Origin of the sequence: Streptomyces sp. NPDC127177 (assembly GCF_042672475.1) — a bacterium.
Lineage (GTDB): Bacteria > Actinomycetota > Actinomycetes > Streptomycetales > Streptomycetaceae > Streptomyces.
This window is the reverse complement of sequence record NZ_JBHXUW010000124.1, coordinates 1-3,577: the sequence shown is the minus strand read 5'-3', so window position 1 is coordinate 3,577 and position 3,577 is coordinate 1. Positions and strand designations below refer to the sequence as shown.

2 protein-coding genes are annotated in these 3,577 nt (G+C 66.6%); both read right to left on the bottom strand.

Annotated elements, in window-relative coordinates; translation table 11 throughout:
• Positions 1-138: 138 nt before the first annotated feature.
• Positions 139-2,634 carry a sugar phosphate nucleotidyltransferase gene (locus tag ACFVJX_RS35925; protein ID WP_384134747.1) on the bottom strand — a complete coding sequence of 832 codons (2,496 nt, stop codon included), beginning with the start codon at positions 2,632-2,634 and terminating at the stop codon, positions 139-141.
• Positions 2,635-2,747: 113 nt separating this feature from the next.
• A complete protein-coding gene (locus ACFVJX_RS35920) occupies positions 2,748-3,356 on the bottom strand; it encodes a CDP-alcohol phosphatidyltransferase family protein (RefSeq protein ID WP_384134744.1) in 609 nt (202 codons plus the stop codon).
• Positions 3,357-3,577: the final 221 nt, after the last annotated feature.

Sequence of the window (3,577 nt, the reverse complement as noted above, 5' to 3'; positions counted from 1 at the left end):
TGGCTTGTGTCTGCGGCTCCGGCCGATGGCCCCCACGGGTGGGCCGCACGGGGCCGGCGGGCCCCTCCCGCCACCGGCGGGGGGGCGGGGGCCCCCGCCCGCGGGGGGGTTTTTGAACCGTCGCAGCGGCCGGACTCCTCAGTGACCCGCGCTGTCGACGACCGCAGCCCACTCGTCCAGAAGAGCCTGCGCCGAGGCGTCGTCCGGCCCTTCCGCCCACAGGTGGGTGACCGCCTCCGCCCGGTCCGGCAGCACCATCACCCAGCGTCCGTCCGCCTCGACGACCCGCACACCGTCCGTCGTGTCGACGTCGCGGTCTCCGGCGGCCTCGACGACACGGCGCATCACCAGCCCCTTCACGGCCCACGGGGTCGCCAGGTCCCGGCGCAGAACGTGGGCACGCGGGATGCGCGCGTCGATCTGGCTGAGCGTGAGCTGCGTCCTGGCCACCAGCCCGATGAGCCGTACGAACGCGGCCGACCCGTCGAAGACGCTGCTGAATTCGGGAACGATGAAGCCGCCGCGCCCGTCTCCACCGAAGATGGTGCCTTCCTCACGCCCCACCCGGGTCAGGTCGTCGGGCCAGGTAGTGGTCCACTCGACCTGGGTGCCGTGGTACGCGGCCACCTGTTCGGCGACGCGTGTGGTGGTCACGGGCAGGGCCACCCGGCCGCTGCGCCGCTCGGCGGCGACGAGGTCGAGCATGACCAGCAGCGCCCGGTCGTCCTCGATGATCCGGCCCCGCTCGTCGACGAGGGAGAGCCGCTCGCCGACCGGGTCGAACCGGATACCGAAGGCGGCCCGCGCCGAGGAGACGATCTCCCCGAGCCGGACCAGCCCGGACCGCCGGGTCTCGGCGGACTCGGTCGGACGCGACTCGTCGAGTCCCGGGTTGATGGTCAGAGCGTCCACACCGAGGCGTCCCAGCAGGCTGGGCAGAACAAGCCCGGCGCTGCCGTTGGAGGCGTCGACGACGACCTTGAGCCCGGCATCGGCGATCCCCGCGGTGTCCACGTTCCGCAGCAGGGAGCCGGTGTACGAGTCGAAGACGCTGGACGGGAAGTGCAGGTCCCCGATCTCCCCGGGGAAGGCGCGGCGGTACTCCTGCCGGGCGTAGACGCGGTCCAGCTTGCGCTGCTGTGCCTGGGAGAGGTCCGCGCCGCGCTCGTCGAAGAACATGATGTCGACGGAGTCGGGGACGCCCGGCGACGTCCGGATCATGATCCCGCCCGCGCTGCCGCGTGCGGTCTGCTGGCGCGCCACGGGCAGCGGTACGTTCTCGAGGTCCCGGACGTCGATGGCACTGGCCTGAAGGGCCGAGATCACCGCACGTTTCAGTGCACGGGCACCGCGGGAGTGGTCACGCGCGGTGGTGACCGTGGAGCCCTTCTTCAGGGTCGTCGCGTACGCACCGGCCAGCCTGACCGCCAGTTCCGGCGTGATCTCGACGTTCAGGATCCCGGAGACGCCTCGGGCCCCGAACAGGTGGGCCTGTCCGCGCGACTCCCAGATCACCGAGGTGTTGACGAAGGCGCCGGCCTCGATGGTCTTGAAGGGATAGACGCGCACGTTTCCCTGGATGATCGATTCCTCGCCGACGAGGCATTCGTCGCCGATGACGGCGCCGTCCTCGATACGGGCCGCACGCATGATGTCGGTGTTCTTGCCGATCACACAGCCACGCAGATTGCTGTGGTCACCGATGTACACGTTGTCGTGCACCACGGCCTTGTGCAGGAAGGCCCCGCTCTTCACGACGACGTTCGACCCGACGACCGTGTGCTCACGGATCTCGACCCCGGCCTCGATCTTGGCGTAGTCACCGATGTACAGCGGGCCCCTGAGGACCGCGTCGGGGTGTACGTCCGCGCCTTCGGCCACCCATACACCGGGCGAGATCTCGAAGCCGTCGATCTCCACGTCGACCTTGCGCTCGAGGACGTCGGCCTGCGCCTTGACGTAGCTCTCGTGAGTGCCGACGTCCTCCCAGTAGCCCTCGGCGACGTAGCCGTAGATGGGCTTGCCTTCCTTCATGAGCTGCGGGAACACATCCCCCGACCAGTCCACGGAAACATCGGCCTCGACGTAGTTGAAGACCTCGGGCTCCATCACGTAGATGCCCGTGTTCACGGTGTCCGAGAAGACCTGCCCCCAGGTGGGCTTCTCCAGGAACCGTTCGACCTGGCCGGCTTCGTCAACAATCGTGATGCCGAATTCCAGAGGGTTCGGCACACGGGTGAGGCAGACGGTGACCAGGCCGCCCTTTTCCTTGTGGAAGGCGATGAGGTCGCTGAGGTCGAAGTCGGTGAGTGCGTCACCTGAAATAACGAGGAATGTGTCGTCCTTCAATGCCTCTTCGGCATTCTTCACGCTGCCCGCGGTACCGAGCGGTTTCTCCTCGTTGGCATAGGTGAGCTCCATTCCGAGCTCTTCGCCGTCCCCGAAGTAGTTCTTCACCAGAGACGCGAGAAACTGGACGGTCACGACCGTCTCATTGAGCCCGTGCCTCTTGAGCAGCCGAAGCACATGCTCCATGATCGGCCGATTGGCTACGGGCAGGAGCGGCTTGGGCATGCTTGAGGTCATGGGGCGAAGGCGAGTGCCTTCACCACCAGCCATCACGACGGCCTTCATGTCGGAAACGTCCTCCTCGAAGAGACGACGGTCTAGCCGACTTCGCCCGTCTGGGCAGGATCTGTGTCATCAACCGCGGGCCGGCCACGCTGCGCGGCACCGCATCAACAGGCTCAATCGGCTACTGCATCCGCCTTGACAAGCCGGCGGACCTGAACCACGTAGAGGATCCCTGCCCACCAGTAGAGCGTTGTACCCCATCCTGCGAACGCCCATCCGAAAACGGTGGCCAGCGTTGCCAGCCAACCACCTCCGTCGCTGAGCAGCAACAAGGGGAATGCGTACATCAGGTTGAACGTAGCCGCCTTGCCCAGGAAGTTCACCTGGGGCGGCGGATAGCCGTGGCGGCGGAGGATTCCCACCATCACGAGAAGCATCAGTTCACGGGCGAGCAGAGCCGCGGTGAGCCAGAGCGGAAGGATCTCCCGCCAGGTCAGCCCGACCAGGGTCGAAAGAATGTAGAGACGGTCGGCAGCCGGGTCCAGGAGCCTTCCGAGGCTGCTGATCTGGTTCCAACGACGTGCGAGCTTTCCGTCGAGGTAGTCGCTGACACCGCTGAACATCAGTACCAGCAACGCCCAGCCGTCGCTCTTGGGCCCACCGAACTCGGGGCGGAGAATCAGCCACAGGAAGACAGGTACGCCGACAAGGCGAGCCATGCTGAGGATGTTGGGGATGGTGAGTACCCGGTTCGTCTGAACGCGAGTCTCCTGGACCTCCACCCGGGGGCCTCCTGTGAAGAACGTGCCAATGATGCCCCCTGACCCTACCCTCAGCCGTGGCCGGCAGGAACACAGGGGTACGGGGAGAACGCCTCCGGAACGCAGAAAAGCCCCGTGCCACAAGGACACGGGGCTTAACTATCAAAAGGAGTTCGGCGGCGTCCTACTCTCCCACAGGGTCCCCCCTGCAGTACCATCGGCGCTGAAAGGCTTAGCTTCCG

What these genes read in the sequence shown, in the direction of transcription:
- ACFVJX_RS35925 (WP_384134747.1), bottom strand. Translation starts at nt 2,634, where the DNA reads ATGAAGGCCGTCGTGATGGCTGGTGGTGAAGGCACTCGCCTTCGCCCC.